The 14932-nt window shown below is 65.5% G+C and carries 14 protein-coding genes; 6 read left to right on the forward strand and 8 right to left on the reverse strand.

The window, feature by feature from the left end; genetic code table 11:
- Window positions 1-64: 64 nt before the first annotated feature.
- Both AC50YA_RS04930 and AC50YA_RS04935 read right to left on the reverse strand, forming a co-directional pair.
- The gene (locus AC50YA_RS04930) at window positions 65-1312 is read right to left on the reverse strand and encodes an RNA polymerase sigma factor (RefSeq protein ID WP_494981234.1); all 1248 of its coding nucleotides are present in this window, start codon (window positions 1310-1312) and stop codon (window positions 65-67) included.
- Between the two features lie 34 nt (window positions 1313-1346).
- Entirely contained in the window at window positions 1347-1766 is a 420-nt protein-coding gene (locus AC50YA_RS04935; protein WP_494981365.1) for a YciI family protein, read from the reverse strand.
- Between the two features lie 205 nt (window positions 1767-1971).
- Between AC50YA_RS04935 and AC50YA_RS04940 the strand changes: the two genes are divergently transcribed.
- Window positions 1972-2739, forward strand: coding sequence for an SDR family NAD(P)-dependent oxidoreductase (locus tag AC50YA_RS04940; RefSeq protein WP_494981235.1), 768 nt, complete (start codon window positions 1972-1974; stop codon window positions 2737-2739).
- Here AC50YA_RS04940 and AC50YA_RS04945 read toward each other — a convergent pair.
- Window positions 2705-3784: an FUSC family protein gene (locus AC50YA_RS04945; protein WP_494981366.1), complete on the reverse strand. Its 1080-nt coding sequence runs from the start codon at window positions 3782-3784 to the stop codon at window positions 2705-2707. The two genes, AC50YA_RS04940 and AC50YA_RS04945, sit on opposite strands and share 35 nt — an antisense overlap.
- A gap of 241 nt (window positions 3785-4025) precedes the next feature.
- Window positions 4026-5636 carry an MFS transporter gene (locus AC50YA_RS04950; RefSeq protein ID WP_494981236.1) on the reverse strand — a complete coding sequence of 537 codons (1611 nt, stop codon included), beginning with the start codon at window positions 5634-5636 and terminating at the stop codon, window positions 4026-4028.
- 502 nt (window positions 5637-6138) lie between these two features.
- Here AC50YA_RS04950 and AC50YA_RS04955 point away from each other — a divergent pair.
- Window positions 6139-6351: a hypothetical protein gene (locus tag AC50YA_RS04955; protein ID WP_494981237.1), complete on the forward strand. Its 213-nt coding sequence runs from the start codon at window positions 6139-6141 to the stop codon at window positions 6349-6351.
- 71 nt (window positions 6352-6422) lie between these two features.
- Window positions 6423-6683, forward strand: a complete 261-nt coding sequence (locus AC50YA_RS04960) for a hypothetical protein (protein WP_494981238.1) — start codon at window positions 6423-6425, stop codon at window positions 6681-6683.
- A gap of 157 nt (window positions 6684-6840) precedes the next feature.
- On the opposite strand, the gene AC50YA_RS04965 is transcribed toward AC50YA_RS04960, so the two are convergent.
- On the reverse strand, window positions 6841-9387 hold the full coding sequence (locus tag AC50YA_RS04965; RefSeq protein WP_494981239.1) for an ATP-dependent DNA ligase: 2547 nt from the start codon (window positions 9385-9387) through the stop codon (window positions 6841-6843).
- Window positions 9388-9427: 40 nt separating this feature from the next.
- Between AC50YA_RS04965 and ku the strand changes: the two genes are divergently transcribed.
- Window positions 9428-10477: a non-homologous end joining protein Ku gene (gene ku / locus AC50YA_RS04970; RefSeq protein WP_494981240.1), complete on the forward strand. Its 1050-nt coding sequence runs from the start codon at window positions 9428-9430 to the stop codon at window positions 10475-10477.
- 57 nt (window positions 10478-10534) lie between these two features.
- Here the strand turns inward: ku and AC50YA_RS04975 are convergent, their stop codons facing one another.
- Window positions 10535-10801, reverse strand: coding sequence for a DUF7218 family protein (locus AC50YA_RS04975; RefSeq protein ID WP_494981241.1), 267 nt, complete (start codon window positions 10799-10801; stop codon window positions 10535-10537).
- Between the two features lie 286 nt (window positions 10802-11087).
- Here AC50YA_RS04975 and AC50YA_RS04980 point away from each other — a divergent pair, with 286 nt between their 5' ends.
- On the forward strand, window positions 11088-11933 hold the full coding sequence (locus AC50YA_RS04980) for a class I SAM-dependent methyltransferase (RefSeq protein WP_494981242.1): 846 nt from the start codon (window positions 11088-11090) through the stop codon (window positions 11931-11933).
- Complete coding sequence (locus tag AC50YA_RS04985; RefSeq protein WP_494981243.1) at window positions 11933-12364, forward strand: SRPBCC domain-containing protein; 432 nt, start codon at window positions 11933-11935, stop codon at window positions 12362-12364. Before AC50YA_RS04980 ends, AC50YA_RS04985 begins: the two co-directional genes overlap by 1 nt.
- Before the next feature lie 173 nt (window positions 12365-12537).
- Here the strand turns inward: AC50YA_RS04985 and AC50YA_RS04990 are convergent, their stop codons facing one another.
- The gene (locus AC50YA_RS04990) at window positions 12538-12816 is read right to left on the reverse strand and encodes an HPr family phosphocarrier protein (protein ID WP_494981244.1); all 279 of its coding nucleotides are present in this window, start codon (window positions 12814-12816) and stop codon (window positions 12538-12540) included.
- 70 nt (window positions 12817-12886) lie between these two features.
- Complete coding sequence (locus AC50YA_RS04995; RefSeq protein ID WP_494981245.1) at window positions 12887-14932, reverse strand: PTS fructose transporter subunit IIABC; 2046 nt, start codon at window positions 14930-14932, stop codon at window positions 12887-12889.

Here is a 14932-nt window from a genome sequence, read left to right on the forward strand (position 1 = left end):
ATGATGGAGCAGAATCCGGCAGCGGCCCGCTGCGAGTGCCGGACCGTGGACCCAGCGGGCGGGGTCAGGCGAGCTCGTTCGCCTTGCGCTGAAGCACCGCGCGCTCGGCGGCGTTCCCGCACAGCGCAACGGCGTGCAGGAGCGCGGACCGTGCGTCGTCACGGCGGCCGAGCCGGGTGAGCATCTCGCCACGGACCGCGGGGAGCAGGTGTGAGCCCGCCAGTTCGCCGCGCGAGGCGATCGCCTCCACCAGCTCCAGTCCGTGCGCCGGGCCGGATGCCATCGCGACGGCGACCGCACGGTTGAGTTCGATGACCGGGGACGGGGCGAGCCGTCCGAGGGCTTCGTAGAGGATGACGATCCGCTGCCAGTCTGTTTCGGCAACCGACTGAGCCACGGCATGGCACTCGGCGATGGATGCCTGGAGACCGTAGGCGCCCAGCCCGCGTCCGGATCCCGCTGCCCTGGCCAGCGCTGCACGTCCGCGCCGGACCGCGGACTGGTCCCACCGCAGTCGGTCCTGGTCTTCCAGAAGCACCGGGCGCCCGGACGCGTCGATTCGGGCAGGGAACCGCGCAGCGGTGAGTTCCATCAGTGCGAGCAGCCCGAACACCTCGGGTTCTGGCGCGATCCGCACCAGCACCCGGGCCAGGCGGCGGGCCTCGCCGGCCAGGCCGGCGCGGATCCATTCCTCGCCACCCGACGCGAAGGAGCCCTCCGTGAAGATCAGGTAGATGACGTGAAGCACCGAGCCGAGCCGTTCAGCCCGCTCGTGCGGTTCGGGGACCGCGAACGCTACCTGGGCCGCGGCCAGCGTCTTCTTGGCGCGGGTGATGCGCGCCTGGATTGTCGCCACGGGCACGAGGAAGGCCTTGGCGATCTCCTCGCTGCCCAGCCCGCCCACCACGCGCAGCGTCAAGGCGATCCGGGCCTCCCTGGACAACACCGGATGGCACGAGATGAACATCAGGGCAAGCACGTCGTCGTCGATCGCGGCGGGGTCGAACAACGCATCCGTTCCGGGTTCCTCCGCCGAGAGGTCGCGGGCCAGCAACGCGTACTTTCCGTCCCGTGCGGCCCGCCGTCTGAACGTGTCAATGGCACGACGGCGGCCGGCAGTGAGCAGCCATCCGGCGGGTTCGGCGGGTACCCCGTTGACGGACCAGGAGACGAGAGCCTCGGCGAGTGCTTCCTGCGCGAGATCCTCGGCCAGCGGGAAATCGCCCGCATAGCGGGCCAGGGCGCCGACGATGCGGGCAGACTCCATCCGCCACACCGCCTCGACGGCGCCCCGCGCCTCTGCTGCGCTCACTGTCGGTCAGAGCTGTCGAGAGAGAACTGCCGGATCAGAGCTGGCCGGTTTGCTCGCGCCAGGCGCGCTCCTTCTGGATCCATTCGTTGTCCTGCGGGAACTCATCGATGGTGGGCACCCGGCGGATTTCGGTCTTGGTGCCGGCCGTCATCGGTGCCCGCTTGGCCCACTCGATGGCTTCCTCCTTCGACGCCACATCGAGGATGTAGAAGCCGCCGAACAGTTCCTTGGTCTCCCCGTAAGGGCCGTCGGTGACCACCGGTGTTTCGCCGGTGAAGTCCACCACGACCCCCTCTTTCGGATCCTCCAGGCCCTCGGCCGCCAGCAGGACACCGGCACGGATCAGTTCGTCGTTGAACTTGCCCATGGCGTTCATGGCCTCGGTGAAGTCGACGTCCGTGAACTTCGCGAGGGACACGTCGGTTGCCCGCATGATCAGCATGTACTTGGCCATCTCAATCATCTCCTTGGTTGTGGAAGGTCGCCCTTCGACCCTCTCACCCATAGGTCGAACGGCGCGAGGCCGGATCGACAATGAATCGAAGAATTTTTCCTGAACTTCTGAGCGTGCGTCGAGATGGCACTTCGCGGCAGTCGCGGCGCCCAACATTGCCGCAAACTGCCACCTCGGTGAGGACAAATACGGCTAGTCTGGGCGCATGGAGACACCCACCACCGCGCTCGTCACCGGCGCAACAGCAGGGCTCGGCGCGGAGTTCGCCCGACAGCTCGCGCAGGAAGGCCACCACATGGTGCTGGTGGCCCGCGACGCCGTCCGGCTCCAGCAGATCGCTGATGAACTCGAGCGTGATTACAGCGTTTCCGCTGAGGTGCTGCCCGCCGACCTGACGGACGACGCCGGGGTGGCTGCCGTCGTCGGGCGCCTCACGGACGCCGCGCGGCCGGTGGAAATCCTGGTGAACAATGCGGGGATCGGACTGCTGCACTCCTTCGAAAGCAATTCCTTGGAGGACGAGAAAAGGCACCTCCGCCTGCACGTGCAGACCCCCATGGAGCTTTGCCATGCCGCGCTGCAGGGGATGCTGGAACGGCATTCCGGCCGGATCATCAACGTGGCCAGCGTGGCGGCTTTCGCCAACCGCGGCAGCTACTCGGCTGCAAAAGCCTGGCAGGTCAGCTTCAGCCGCTGGGCCAACCTGGCCTACGGACCGCGAGGCGTGCACGTCACGGCACTGTGCCCCGGATTCACACACACCGAATTCCACGAGCGCATGGGCATGGACAAAACGGTCGCCCCGCACTGGATGTGGCTGCGGGCGGACTGGGTGGTCCGGGACGGCCTGGCCGACAACGCCCGCGGGAAGGGCGTTTCGATCCCCACGAAGCGCTACAAACTCGTGGCTTCCATCTCGCGCGTTCTGCCGGCGCGGCTTACCTCCGGGCCGCCTCGACGCCCGAAGCAGTAGCCTTCCGCGGTGCGCGGATGGCAACCACCGCGGCGATGCCGATCACGGCGCCCACAAAGGTCTCCACCGCGCGTTCGGTGACCAGGAGGCCCGGGTCCATGGGCGAGGCAAGCTGCGTCATGAGCAGGATCACCGGGGTGAAGAAGACCATGGCCCAGCCGTAGTGCCGCGCCATGAACAGCTCGGTGGGGAACTGGAACGCGATCACCAGCAGCGCCAGCACGGCGGCGGTGTGGCCGGGGAAATACTGCAGCGGGGACAGCGGCCCCGGGAAGAGTACAACGGCGACCAGCGCCAACCCGACGAACGTCCCCACGATGCGGTGGATCCCGCGGTGGACGCGGCTGGGCAGGTCGGCTCCGGCGAGGGGGACGGCGGCCGCGGCCATCGCCCAGTGCGGGTGTCCGCTGCCGCTGAGCACTCCGATGGTTCCGGCGGCACCAACGGCCAGGACATAGCGGGCGGCGTGCACCAGCGCTGCCTGCCGGAGTTCACCGCTGAGGCGCGGAACATCCCGCACGGCGCCCGCCTGCCAGGCCCGGACCCGCAGCCAGCCGGCGAAGCCCACCAGGATCGAGAACCCGGCCGAAGCTGCACCGATCAGCACGGCCGTCAGGAACGGCACACTCGTTGGGACCGAGGCGCAGGCGCCCAGTGCCAGGACGCCGAAGAACGGTCCGTTCGGCTTGAGCCGGACCTTGTCGGAGAACAGGGAGCCAACACCGGCCAGCAAACCCTCCACCAAGACCAGCCACCAGGAGTGGATGTGGTTGACGGACAGGAATACGCCCACCGCAATGCCGCTGACCAGGACCACTGCCGCCTGCGACTGGTGCTTGAGGCGAAGCTGATGGGATTCCGAGCGTCCGTACATGCCGGTCAAGGCACCGAACACTGCGTACATGGTGAGCTCGGGGCGGCCAATGGCAAGGAGTACCAGGGAGGGCACTGCCACGCTGAGGGCAACCCGTACGGCCGAGAGCCGGTCGTTGTTCGCCGGGCCCAGCGCATGCAGCGTGCGGGCATGGGCCATGACTCTGCGCACAGCCAACACCACCTATCCTTCAGACCCTTGTTCGAAAATTAGCAGAAGCCCGGAATGGTGACCATTAGCTGGGTCACAGGGCGTCGCGTGGGCCGTGGCCACCGCAGGCGGGGCACGGCCGGGCCGGGCACGGCTAAGGCCCGACCTGCGTGCTTCCCCCAAGGAAAACGCGCGGGACGGGCCTTTGAGCGCGGGCTACAAGACGGCCCGGACAGGCCGGTTTTCTGTTTCGGTTTGTTGCCTAGACTCCGGCCGGAACCTTAGCGGCCGCGGCATCGGTGACGTCCTGGGATTCGAACGGCATGTCGGCCAGGTCGATCAGCGGGTTCTCGTCCTGAGTTGCAACGAGCTCGCGCGCCTCAGCCTGGGTGTCCACGCTGGGCATGGAGCCAGGCAGCGGACGCTTGGCTGATTCCTTCAGGAAATAGATGGCCACAGCTCCGATGGCTGAGGTCACCATGAGGTAGTAGGCCGGCATCATGTCATCGCCGGTGGCCTTGATCAGCGCAGCAACGATGAACGGGGTGGTTCCACCGAAGATGGCAACGGCGAAGTTGTAGGCGATACCCATGGCGCTGTACCTGTTGGCTGTCGGGAACTGTGCCGGCAATGCCGAGGCAAGGTTCGCCACATAGAACGTCACGGGGAAGGCGATCAGGGCAAGTCCCGCCAGCGTGGACCAGACGTCGCCGACGCCGATCAGCAGGAACGCTGGGGTTGCCAGCACCACGGTGCTGATGGCGCCGATCCACAGGACTGGCCGGCGGCCGATGCGGTCGGACAACTTGCCTGTCAGCGGGATGCACAAGGCCATGATCACCAGCACGGGAATGGTCAGCAGCGTGCCGTGGACCGGATCGTAGCCCTTGGATTCAGTGAGGTACGTGGGCATGTATGACGTCAAGGCGTAGCCGGCGGTGTTGGCAGCGGCAACAAGGACCATCGCCACAATGAGCGAGCGCCAATATGCTTTGACGATTCCGACCGGGCTCTTGGCGGCGTCCACGTCAGCTGCTGCGGCAGCTTGCCCGATGGATTCCTGGGCATCCAGGGTGGCCTGAAACTGAGGGGATTCCTCGATTTTGTTCCGGAAGTAGATGGCGATGAGGCCCAGCGGACCTGCAACCAGGAAGGGAATGCGCCAGCCCCATTCCTCCATGGCTGTCTGGCCAAGGGTCAGCTGCAGGACTGAAACCAGCGCCGCACCCAGGGCAAAGCCGAGGTAGCTGCCCATGTCCAGGAAGCTTGCAAAGAATCCACGGCGCTTATCCGGGGCGTATTCGCTCACGAAGGTGGTTGCGCCGGCGTATTCACCGCCGGTGGAGAAGCCCTGTACCAGCTTCAGGATCACCAGCAGCGCAGCGGCCCAGATGCCGATCTGCGCGTATCCGGGCAGCAGCCCGACGGCGAACGTGCTCGCAGCCATAATCATCAGTGTTGCGGCGAGTACCTTTTGCCGCCCGATCTTGTCGCCGAGCCAGCCGAACACAACGCCGCCGAGTGGACGGGCAATGAAAGTGGCAGCGAACGTTCCAAGCAGGAACAGCGTCTGGACGGACTTGTCGGCCTCTGGAAGGAAGACGGGTCCCATGGTGGTGATCAGGTAGCCGAATACGCCGACGTCGAACCACTCCATGGTGTTACCCACGATGGTTCCGCCGAGCGCTTTTTTCAGCATGGGCTGGTTGACAACATTCACGTCGGACTCTTTGAGTCGGCGACGTGCAAGGATCTTAGGTTTCCGCGCACTTGTTGGCGCGGTAGGTCGTGCGTTGTTGGGTGCTGCATCGTTGGGTCGGCTGGCGCTGTTCACACCTGCTGAAGAGTCGGTCGTGCTTCGGTCTGTGGGCATTTGGGCGACTCCTATGGAGGTCATTTGCTTGCGACTTGTAGCTGCCCCGCTCTGGGCAGGCCTTCAATTTTACGCGGATTCCATGGCAAATGAGAGTTATATACCGTAAAGTGCCCTCCTTAGAGAGGGTTTCCACCGGTTTTCAGGGATTTCTTTTGGCTGCTCTCGCCCCGTCATCATTGGGATTAGGGCGGTTCGGGCCCATCGTTACGGAATCTTTTTGTTCACGACCCATTTTTGGTGCCATTTTTCCCCTGATTTGCGCGGGAAAGTGACGGCCGCCACGGCCATCCGGGCACCAGTCCAGAGCTCCTTGCAGACCGCCACGCGGCCCTACATACGGGCCGGAAACCGGGGGTTCACAACCGGGCCTGAAACTGCCTATTGTTGAGCCATGGGAACACTGATTTTTGAGTAGGCGGACGCCTGCGGCCTGGTACCACCGGCCCCGTCCAGCTGATCTCGTCAGACACACTGGTTCTCCTCAGAAAGGTTCCACCAAATGACTGAAAACAACACTCCCAGCCAGCCCGAATCCGCGCCGGACGACGCCGAAGCCAAGGGCATCCGGGCCGGGCTGACCGAAGCACAGCGGGCCATGCTCGCCAGCAAATCCCGTGGCGGCGACGCCGGGCTGCAGAGCGTCGGCAAGAGCCACAAGCCCACGCACGTCAGCGGCAAGCAGGGACCGGCCGAAAAGAAGGTCCGCTGGTAATTCCAGCGCCCGGACAGCAGGCCAGACCTACTATTGGTAACCACTTCATTTCATTGCGGAAGGAAGAAAAAATGGCTGAGAAACATGCTGGAGCAAAGATTGAACCGGAGGTCGCGGGCCATCTCGCGGCAGCCATGGACACCCCGGCCATGCCGGACCCGGCCACCATTGCGGTGACCACGGCGATGGCCGGCGAACACCAGTGGCCGGACGGCAACGGCAAGCACCGGCACCCCAAGGAGCAGGGTTCAGACCATGGCCGGGCGGGCCACGAGGCTGCAGTCACGGCCGTGCACCGCACCGGCCGCCCGCAGATGCCGCACTCGTCCTAGGAAGCCGCGCTGACGACGCGCATCTGACCTGACGACACAGAAAAGGTCTGGCGACACCCGAATTCGGGCGTCGCCAGACCTTTTCTGTGTCCCAGGAGATTTTGCGAGTCCTGGAGGAATTTGCGCGTCGGCAGCTCAGCAGCACCAGGCCGCGGCGCTAAGCCTCCGGCACCACTTCGTCGGCGGTTTTGTCCAGCCGCCATCCCCGCCACACCGGATGCCTGAGCTTCCCGCTGCCTGTCCATTCCCCGAAAGTCACCTCGCCGACCAGCCGGGGCGTCACCCAATGGGCGTCCGAGGCATCCTCAACGGGAACGTCCTCGAACGGTGACGTCTTGCGCGCCAGATCGTCCACTTTCTGCCGGAGTTCCTGCAGTTCGCGCATGCTGAACCCGCTGCCCACCCGGCCTACGTAGCGCAGCCTGTTGCCGTCGGGGATGCCCACCAGCAGCGAACCCACCGAACTCTGCCGCCCGCCCTTGCCCGGCCGCCAGCCACCCACCACCACTTCCTGGGTCTGTTCCAGCTTGATCTTGATCCACGTCCGGGTGCGCTGCCCGCTGACGTAGCGGCTGTCGGCCCGCTTGGCCATCACACCCTCCAGCCCCAGCTCCTGTGCGCTGTCCAGGATGTGCTCGATCCTCTCGTCCAGGACGGCGGACAGCTCCACGGGGCACTCCGACGGGTGATGGAACTCCTCCAGCCGCTGCCGCCGCTTCGCGAAAGGCAGCCGGCGAAGGTCCTCGCCGTCGTCGGACAGGAGGTCAAAAAGCATCAGCCGGACAGGGATTGCTGCGCGGGCCTTTGCGACGTCGACGGGCCGGGTCAGTTTCATGCGTCCCTGGAGCAGCCCGAAGTCGGGTCTGCCGGAAGGCCCGACGGCGATGATCTCACCGTCGGCGACGAACGCCTGCTCCGGCCAGCAGGTCCGGTCCGTCAGTTCGGGGTAGGTTGCGGTGACGTCGATGCCGTTGCGGCTGAAGATGCGGACCTTCTTTTCGTCCGCGACCAGCAGGGCTCGCACGCCGTCCCATTTCAGCTCAAACTCCCAGTCGCTGCCGTGAAGGTCGGCGGCGGTGCCGGACGTTGCCATCATGGGACTGAAATCTTCAGCACGAAGCGGGGAAGGCGCGGCAGGGGCCGGCGAACCCTCGACGGCAGGCTTCTTCGCGGAAGTGTCGTTCTCCGCCGAAGCCTCCGCCAGGTCACCATCCGAACCGTCCTCCGCCGGTTCATCCTCCGCCGGTTCGTCCTCCGCCGGGTCCCGCCGCGGATGGAATGTGTGGTGGTCCTTGTCCATCAGGTGGATGAGCCATTGCCCCTCAGTATCTTTGCCTTGCCCGCGGCCGGTGTGGATGAGGGCGAACTTCCTGGTTCCGCCCAGGCCGCCACCCTCGGCACCCGTCAGCGTGGCGATGACCTCCCGGCCGTTGATCCATTTCTCCAGTTCATACGTGCCGTGGTCCCAGATGGTGACCTCGCCGGCGCCGTACTGGCCTTTGGGAATGGTGCCCTCAAAAGTGGCGTAGTCCAAGGGGTGGTCCTCGGTCTGGACCGCCAGGTGGTTCTTCTCGCCGGATTCCGGGACGCCCTTCGGCAGGGCCCACGACACCAGCACACCCTCGTGCTCCAGCCGGAAATCGAAGTGCAGCCTGCTCGCGTGGTGTTCCTGGATCACAAACGTGTCCCCGGTCCCTGAGGCGCCGGAGAACGAGGCGCCGGAGAACGGCTCCGGCGTCGCCTCCGGGTCGCGCATCGACCGGTACCGCTCCAGGCGGACGTGCGCGCCGCCGTCGTCCGTCTTCCAATCCGGGGTTCCGCGGGCGACGGCGGCGAACGGGTCCTTGCCCGCCTTCACCCGGCGCAGCACGGCCTTGTAGTCGAGGTGCTGGAGCTTGGGGGAGTCGATCTCCTGCCAGGTCCGCGGGGCGGCCACCGTGGGGGTGAGGCGGCCGCGCAGTGAGTACGGCACGATGGTGGTTTTGGCGGCGCTGTTCTGGCTCCAGTCCACCAGGACCTTGCCTTTGCGCAGCGTCTTTTTCATGTAGCTGACTGCGAGATCCGGGTGGTCCGCCTCCAGTGCGCGGGCCAGTTCGTGGGCAAAGTCCGAGATCTGATCAGAGGTCTGAGTTCCGTCAAGGCCCGCGTAGAGGTGGATGCCCTTGCTGCCGCTGGTCACCGGCACCGGCTCCAGGCCCACGTCCTGCAGGATGGCGCGTGCCAGCCTGGCAACCTCGGCGCATTCCTCAAGCCCTGCACCGTCGCCGGGATCGAGGTCCAGGACCAGGCGGTCCGGGTTCAGTTGCTTGCCGTGGGAGTCCACCTGCCACTGGGGCACATGGATTTCCAGCGAATTGATCTGGCCGAACCAGGTGAGCGTGGCGGGGTCGTTCACCATCGGGTAGTAGATGGTCCGGTCCTTGTGCTTGATGGCGGCGCGGGGGAGCCAGCCGGGTGCGGAGTCCTCCAGGTTCTTCTGGAAGAACACCTCGCCGGGCTGCCCGGCGGTGCCCACCCCGTTGACCCACCGCTTGCGGGTGGCGGGCCGGTTGGCTGCCGCGGGAATCAGGACATGGGCCACGGCGGCGTAGTAGGCCAGGACATCGGCCTTGGTGGTGCGGGTCTCCGGGTAGATGATTTTGTCCAGGTTGGTGAGAGTCAGTTCCCGCCCCGCCACCCGGACGCGCTCTTTAGGGCCGGCCATGGGTCTTCACCTCCGGCCGCGCGTGATGTTCACTTGAGGGATGAGAGCCATCTGGAAAGGTGCCATCGCGTTTGGCCTGGTCAACGTGCCCGTGAAGGTCTACAGCGCCACCGAAGACCACGACATCAGCCTCCACCAGGTCCACAATGCCGACGGCGGCCGGATCCGGTACCAGCGCCGCTGCGAGGTGTGCAGCAAAATCATCGACTATTCGGACATCGACAAGGCGTTTGAGGACGATGGCCGGACGGTGGTCCTGTCCAAGGATGAGCTCAAGTCCATCCCGGCGGAGAACAGCCACGAGATCGAGGTCGTCCAGTTTGTTCCGTCGGAGCAGCTGGAACCGATGATGTTCGAGAAGAGCTACTACCTGGAGCCGGATTCCAAGTCGCCCAAGGCCTACGTCCTGCTGCGCCGCGCGCTCGAGGATACGGACCGCGTGGCCATCGTCCAGTTCGCCTTGCGTGAGAAGACCCGGCTGGGGGCGCTGCGCATCAAGGACGACGTTCTGGTGCTGCAGTCCCTGCTGTGGCCCGACGAGGTCCGGGAGGCCAGCTTCCCGGCCCTGGACACGTCCATCCGGATTTCCGCCCAGGAACGCGAGATGTCCGCCGCCCTCGTGGAGTCCATGGCCGCCGATTTTGAACCCGAGCACTTCACCGATGACTACCAGGTGCAGCTCCGGAAGCTCATCGAGGCCAAACTGGAGAAGGGCGATTCGCTCGATACCGACGAAACGTTCGGCGCAGAAGCGGGTGATGGCGGCAACGGCGAGGTCATCGACCTGATGGAGGCGCTGAAGCGCAGCCTGGAGCGGAAGCGCGGCGGCACGAAGCCTGCCGCCTCTGAGGACGCGGCCTCCGGGGACGTGGACGACGCCGATACGGAAGAGAGTGCCGGCAGTTCCGGCAGGAAGGCTCCCGCCAGAGCCGGTGGAAAGGCCGCGGGAACCAAAGCAACGAGTGCCAAGCCGGCTGCGGCGAAGTCCTCCGGGACCAAGACCGCCACCACGTCCACCGCGGCCAGCAAGTCCGCGGCTGCAAAGCCTGCTGCGAAGGCCACCACCACGCGGGCGCGGAAGGGTGCTTGAGGCGGTCCGCGAACGGGCGGTCCGGGAGCTGCCTGCGGTGGGGGAGATGGCCGCCGCCTAGGAGTTCCGCAGGGCGGAGATAAGCTCGCTCTTCTTTTTGGCTGAGTAGCCGGTGAGGCCTGTTTCCTTCGCTTTGGCCTTGAGTTGCTGGACGGTCCAGTCGTCGTAAGCGCCGGATTTCCCGCCCTTGCGGCCCACCGCCGAGCGACCCTTTTTGGCGGCCGCGTTTGAGATGCGGGCGGCCTTCTGCTTGGACGCGCCGTCCTCGCGCAGTTCCTCGTAGAGTTCAGGATCTTTCAGGCTCGGGTTCTTTTTGCCGGGCATGCAGTCCTCCTTCAACCGGGACCAGGATTTCGACATCCTGGACGCCGTAGCACCGTCTTCGCTGGTCAGGCTTCCACGCTAATTCCGGGACTGCAGAAACACAAGGAAACGCTAAGGCAGCTTGCCTTCATGGTGAGCCCGAAGCTCCAGACGCTTTACAGCCCGCGCCGCTGCGGCCACAATGGGTCGCATCACAGCCCTGTGCAACAGCGTGCTGTCACTCGAAGCCTGTCAAAAGGAAAAGCCTGTCAAAAGGAAAAGCCTGTCAAAGGAGAGGGGCGCCACCATGAATGACAAAGCGGACGCAGACGAGGCAGACCGGGCACTGAAACAAAAGCATCGGGCCATGTGGGCCTCGGGGGATTACCCGGCACTGGCCAGTGAACTGGTGCAGGATCTCGGGGCCATTCTGGTTGATGCCTGTGGAATCAAGCCAAAGCAGCACGTTTTGGACGTGGCCGCCGGCGCCGGTAACGCGGCCATCCCTGCGGCCATGATGGGTGCCCATGTGGTGGCCAGCGATCTCACCCCGGAGTTGTTCGACGCCGGGCGCCGGCAGGCTGCCGATCGCGGCGTTGGGCTTGAATGGGTGGAAGCGGACGCCGAGGCGCTGCCGTTCGAGGACGACGCATTTGACGTGGTCACGTCCTGTCTGGGCGTCATGTTCGCTCCGCACCATCAGGCCGGAGCGGACGAAATTGTGCGGGTCTGCAAACCCGGCGGCACCATCGGCCTGCTCAGCTGGACGCCCGAAGGCTTCATTGGAAGGATGTTTGCCACCATGAAGCCGTTCGCGCCGCCGCCTCCGCCCGGAGCCCAGCCGCCGCCGCTGTGGGGCAGCGAGGACCACGTGCGGGAACTCTTCGGCGACAGGATCACCGACATCCAGGCGCAAAAGCGCACGTTGGCTATCCGGAGTTTCCACCAGCCGGAGGACTTCCTGCGGTACTTCAAGTCCCACTACGGTCCTACCATCTCGGTCTACAAGTTCATTGGCGAGGACCAGGGCAAGGCGCAGGCCCTGGACAAGGCCCTTACCGAACTGGCTGATTCCTTTGGCGAAGCCCACGGTGATGCCGTATGGCAAATGGGATGGGAATATCTGCTGTTCACCGCCAAGGAGGTCAAGTAATGCCAGGGAACTTTGTGGCAACATCCGCCATCACCATTGATGCTCCGGCGGACCGCGTCTGGAAGGTCATCACCGATCCGGCCGCCGTGAAGGAATTTATGTTCGGCGCGGACCTGGAAACGGACTGGACGGTGGGCGGGCCCATCGCCTGGCGTGGCGAGTGGGAGGGCAAACCCTACGAAGATAAGGGCGAGATCCTCGAGGTGGATCCCGGCCGCAAGCTGGTCCACACGCACTTCAGTCCGCTGGGCGGCGAGGAAGACAACCCGGAAAATTACCACACCCTCACCTGGACTCTCGAGGACCAGGATGGTGCAACAACGCTCACGCTCTCGCAGGACAACAACGCCAACGAAGACGCGGCAGGGCACTCCAAGGGCATGTGGGACATGCTCGTGGCGGACGTCAAGAAGATCGCCGAACGCGGCTAAGCAGCCCAAGTGAGTAGCAGTACGTGTCGTTATGAGCGTCGTTATGAGCGTCCATAACGACACCTACTGCGACCTAGTTGGGGCCGGGGCCAGACGCTTAAAAACCAGCGGCCGCCGTCGTACCTTCCCCAAAGCGGGGGACAGGCGCGACGGCGGCCGCTGGGGCAGAGCCGCTACTCGGCGTCGTGATCCGTTTCCAGGATCTGGACCAGACGGTCCAACGCATCATCCGCGCCGGTACCTTCGGCGCGGAGCACCACAACGTCGCCGTGGGAGGCACCCAGGCTCATGAGGGACAGGATGCTCGCGGCGTCCATTGCCTCATCGACCGGCTCGCTTTGGCGGGCGATGGTGATGTCCAGGTCAAACTCGCCGGCGGCCTCGGCAAAGATGGCGGCGGGGCGGGCGTGCAGGCCTACTCGGCTGGCGACGGTTGCGGTGCGTTCTGACATTCTTGCTCCTTTTGTCTTTCGGCGCCTTGTTCGTTCAGCGCCGTGGATCTGTGGTGGGTAAGGCCGGGGGTCAGACCGTTACGGGAACGGACTCCACGGTAGCAGCGGGCTTGGCTGCAGCCCACCGTTTGAGGGCGATGACTGCCAGCGCGCTGACCACGGTTCCGGCCAGGATGGCGACGACGAACATCACCAGGTTACCGATGGCGAAGAACACGAAGATACCGCCGTGGGGTGCCTGCGAGGTGACGCCGGTGGCCATGCAGAGAGCGCCGGTGACGGCGCCGCCCACCATGCTGGCGGGGATGACGCGCAGCGGATCGGCCGCGGCGAACGGGATGGCGCCTTCGGAGATGAAGGACGCGCCCAGCAGCCAGGCCGCCTTGCCGTTTTCGCGCTCGGCCAGGCTGAAGAGCTTCTTGTCCAGCGTGGTGGCCAGGGCCATTGCCAGCGGCGGCACCATGCCCGCAGCCATGACGGTTGCCATGATCTGCCACGGCGCCTGGTTGGTGGCGCTGCCGGCGCTGAGGCCGGCAACAGCAAACGCGTACGCAACCTTGTTGACCGGGCCGCCGAGGTCAAAGCACATCATGAGGCCAAGGATGATTCCGAGAACGACGGCGGACGCGCCGGTCATGCCCGACAGCCAGGAATTCAGTGCCGCGGTGAGGCCCGCGATCGGACCGCCCAGGACCAGGAACATCAGGCCGGAGGCAAAGATGGAAGCCAGCAGCGGGATGATCACCACGGGCATCAGGCCGCGCAGCCAGCGCGGTACCTGCCAGGTCCCAATCAGGTGCGCCATGTAGCCGGCCAGCAGGCCGCCGACGATGCCGCCGAGGAAGCCCGCACCCATAAATCCTGCGACGGCGCCGGCAACAAAACCCGGTGCGATGCCGGGACGGTCGGCGATCGCGTACGCGATGTAACCGGCCAGTGCGGGAACCAGGAAGCCCATGGACAGGGCGCCGATCTTGAACATGACCGCGCCGAGGTAGATGGCGAGGCCGCCTTCAGGAAGGTTGCCGAAGTTGTTCTGCACCACCACTTTGTCCGCGACGGCCGTGATGTCGTAGCCGCCCAGGAGGAAGCCCAAGGCGATCAGCAGACCGCCGCCGGCCACGAACGGAATCATGTAGCTGACACCGGTGAGCAGTGCCTTCTTCAGCTTCTGGCCGATGTGCTCACCCTTTTCTGTGGCCTCGTTCTCAGCCTGTTCCTCCGCCCCGAAGTGGGGGACGCGGCGCGCATTCGGATTCTCAGCGGCAGCGAGTGCTTCCTGGACCATCTTGGCGGGCTCGTCGATGCCGCGCTTGACGGGGGCGTTGATGACGGGCTTGCCGGCGAAGCGCTCCTTGCCGCGGACGTCCACGTCCACCGCGAAGATCACGGCTTCGGCGGCGGCAATGACGGCAGGGTCAAGCGGCTTCGCGCCGGAGGAACCTTGGGTTTCCACCTGCAGGTCCACGCCCATTTCCTGGGCTGCGGCCACGAGGGAATCGGCGGCCATGTACGTGTGGGCAATGCCGGTGGGACACGCGGTCACAGCCACGAGCCGCCTGGGACCTGCGGTGGCGCCGGTGGATGAGCCTGTCGAAACCGCGTCTGTCGAAACGGCAGCGGGCGCCGTTTCAGCGGGCACGGCCGCCGCGTGGGATGCCGGCTTGTCCGCCAGGGCGCCGTCCACCAGTTCCACGATTTCCTCGCGGGAAGACGCCGCACGCAACGCCGCGGTGAAGTCCTTTTTGATCAGGGACCGGGCCAGCTTGGACAGGAGCTTGAGGTGCTCCTGGTCCGCGCCGTCGGGCGCAGCGATGAAGAAGATCAGGTCCGCGGGTCCGTCCTTGGCGCCGAAGTCCACCTTGGGGTTGAGCCGGGCCATGGCCAGCGTGGGTTCGATGACCGCAGCCGAGCGGCAGTGCGGGATGGCGATGCCGCCGGGGATGCCGGTGGCTGTCTTCTGTTCGCGGGCGAAGGCGTCGGCGAAGAGGCCTTCAACTTCTGACGCGCGGCCGGTGGCAGCTACTTTGCTGGCCAGGTGCCGGATCACGTCCTCGGGCGAGGCGCCCAGGTTCTGGTCGAGCTCGACCAGTTCGGTGGTGATGAGCTGAGTCAC

It is taken from the genome of Pseudarthrobacter sp. RHLT3-21, assembly GCF_059383495.1.

Coding starts and splice junctions, on each gene's coding strand:
- AC50YA_RS04985 (WP_494981243.1), top strand. CDS start 11,933: ATGCCAGGGAACTTTGTGGCAACATCCGCCATCACCATTGATGCTCCG.
- ku (WP_494981240.1), top strand. CDS start 9,428: ATGAGAGCCATCTGGAAAGGTGCCATCGCGTTTGGCCTGGTCAACGTG.
- AC50YA_RS04960 (WP_494981238.1), top strand. CDS start 6,423: ATGGCTGAGAAACATGCTGGAGCAAAGATTGAACCGGAGGTCGCGGGC.
- AC50YA_RS04965 (WP_494981239.1), bottom strand. CDS start 9,387: ATGGCCGGCCCTAAAGAGCGCGTCCGGGTGGCGGGGCGGGAACTGACT.
- AC50YA_RS04980 (WP_494981242.1), top strand. CDS start 11,088: ATGAATGACAAAGCGGACGCAGACGAGGCAGACCGGGCACTGAAACAA.
- AC50YA_RS04940 (WP_494981235.1), top strand. CDS start 1,972: ATGGAGACACCCACCACCGCGCTCGTCACCGGCGCAACAGCAGGGCTC.
- AC50YA_RS04990 (WP_494981244.1), bottom strand. CDS start 12,816: ATGTCAGAACGCACCGCAACCGTCGCCAGCCGAGTAGGCCTGCACGCC.
- AC50YA_RS04975 (WP_494981241.1), bottom strand. CDS start 10,801: ATGCCCGGCAAAAAGAACCCGAGCCTGAAAGATCCTGAACTCTACGAG.
- AC50YA_RS04950 (WP_494981236.1), bottom strand. CDS start 5,636: ATGCCCACAGACCGAAGCACGACCGACTCTTCAGCAGGTGTGAACAGC.
- AC50YA_RS04955 (WP_494981237.1), top strand. CDS start 6,139: ATGACTGAAAACAACACTCCCAGCCAGCCCGAATCCGCGCCGGACGAC.
- AC50YA_RS04935 (WP_494981365.1), bottom strand. CDS start 1,766: ATGGCCAAGTACATGCTGATCATGCGGGCAACCGACGTGTCCCTCGCG.